The following is a 1,349-nucleotide window of genomic DNA, read 5'->3' on the forward strand; positions in this document are numbered from 1 at the left end:
GGGCACAGTGCGGGGTCCAGGGCACAGTGCGGGGTCCAGGGCACAGTGCGGGGTGCGGGGCGCAGGCGGCTGGGAACTGCGCGAGCGATCACGCATGCGCCGCGGCCGCCCCGCGGCTCCGTCGTGCCCTCGCGGCTACGCGAACACGACCGTCCGGCGGCCGTTCATCAGGATGCGGCGCTCGGCGTGCCACTTGACCGCGCGGGCCAGGGCCTGGCACTCCACGTCCCGGCCGATCGCGACGAGCTCCTCGGGGGTCACCCCGTGGCCGACCCGCTCGACCTCCTGCTCGATGATCGGCCCTTCGTCGAGGTCGGCGGTGACGTAGTGCGCCGTCGCCCCGATCAGCTTCACGCCCCGCGCGTGCGCCTGGTGGTACGGCTTCGCGCCCTTGAAGCTCGGCAGGAACGAGTGGTGGATGTTGATGATCCGCCCGCTGAGCTGCTTGCAGAGGTCGTCCGACAGCACCTGCATGTACCGGGCGAGCACCACCAGCTCGACCTTCTCCTGCCGGACGAGCTCCAGCAGCCGCGCCTCGGCCTCGGCCTTGGTGTCCTTCGTGACCGGGATGTGGTGGAAGGGGATGTCGTAGGAGGCCACCAGCTCGGCGAAGTCCGTGTGGTTGGAGACGACCGCCGCGATCTCGACCGGCAGCGCCCCGATCCGCGCCCGGAACAGCAGGTCGTTCAGGCAGTGCCCGAACTTGCTGACCATGAGGACGACGCGCATCTTGTCCTCGGCGCGGTTGATCTGCCAGTCCATGTGGAAGGAGTCGCCGATCGCCGCGAAGCTCGCCCGGAGCTTGTCCAGGCTCACCGGGGCCTCCGCCGAGAAGTGGACGCGCATGAAGAACAGACCCGTGTCGTGGTCGCCGAACTGCTGGCTGTCCTCGATGTTGCAGCCGGTCATGAAGAGGTAACTCGACACGGCGTGCACGATGCCCTGCTTGTCGGGGCAGGAGAGGGTGAGGACGTACTGGTCGGCGGGCGCCTCGGCGGGAGTGGGCTGCGCGTTCATGCCCGACAGGGTCGCATACGGCGTCCCCATGTCGGCAATCGTCCCGCGGACCGGACCGACCGGAACGGACCGACCGGAACGACCCCGTCCGAACGGCGCCCCGCACCGCCCCGCGCCGTCCCGACGACCACCCCGCGCCGTCCCGCTGCCGACCCGTGCTGCCCCACGCCGCCCTCGTCATGATCCGCAGCACCTCCAGCGTGCGCGGCGGTGTGTCCGGGTCCTCGCCGTCGCTCACCGTCAGGCGCACATGGGCCTCGCGGGCCGCGCGGACCGCCTCGGGCCACGCGGGGTGGTCGAGGTACGCGGAGACGGGGGCGTCCGGCCCCACC

General features: G+C 71.3%; 1 protein-coding gene and 1 pseudogene. Both read right to left on the bottom strand.

Going from position 1 to position 1,349, the window contains the following annotated elements; all coding sequences use genetic code 11:
- Positions 1 to 135: 135 nt before the first annotated feature.
- The gene (gene purU, locus AOK15_RS38100; protein WP_055523394.1) at positions 136 to 1,017 is read right to left on the bottom strand and encodes a formyltetrahydrofolate deformylase; all 882 of its coding nucleotides are present in this window, start codon (positions 1,015 to 1,017) and stop codon (positions 136 to 138) included.
- Positions 1,018 to 1,183: 166 nt separating this feature from the next.
- A pseudogene (locus AOK15_RS49050) lies at positions 1,184 to 1,349 on the bottom strand (SCO4402 family protein); the annotation flags it as partial.

It is taken from the genome of Streptomyces ossamyceticus (genome assembly GCF_001418475.1).
Classification (GTDB): Bacteria; Actinomycetota; Actinomycetes; order Streptomycetales; family Streptomycetaceae; genus Streptomyces; species Streptomyces ossamyceticus.

What these genes read in the sequence shown, in the direction of transcription:
- purU (WP_055523394.1), bottom strand. Translation starts at nt 1,017, where the DNA reads ATGAACGCGCAGCCCACTCCCGCCGAGGCGCCCGCCGACCAGTACGTC.